Here is a 347-nt window from a genome sequence, read left to right on the forward strand (position 1 = left end):
CCTCTTTCTTGTCCTCTTTCTTCTCCTCAGCAGCAGCAGCAGCTGGGGCAGCAGCAGCAGCCGCTGCAGGTGCTCCGCCTCCTACTGGCATTGACGACAGCTTCTCACGTCCGGCCGCAATAAGTTGTTCAACATCCTTGCCGTTGAGCTCAGTGATTACTTTCTTAAGCTTCTCACCGTCAGCTTCGATACCGACGGAGCTGAGGATCTTCTCAACGTCAGCGGCAGCTGGCGTGGTCTTGCCACCCAGCCCAGCCAGTAAATACGCGGCCACGTAACGCATTTTTTAAGTCCTAATTGACACGAAACGTGTAATGCCGAAAGAATAACGTTCGTCTTGAACAAAC

The 347-nt window shown here is 53.0% G+C and carries 1 protein-coding gene; it reads right to left on the reverse strand.

Translation table 11 applies throughout. The annotated features are described in order from the left end of the window. A partial coding sequence (locus F0L74_RS34710) for a 60S acidic ribosomal protein P2 (RefSeq protein ID WP_149842243.1) occupies positions 1-283 on the reverse strand: 283 nt, incomplete at its 3' end. Positions 284-347: the final 64 nt, after the last annotated feature.

Origin of the sequence: Chitinophaga agrisoli, from assembly GCF_008386695.1 — a bacterium.
Lineage (GTDB): Bacteria > Bacteroidota > Bacteroidia > Chitinophagales > Chitinophagaceae > Chitinophaga > Chitinophaga agrisoli.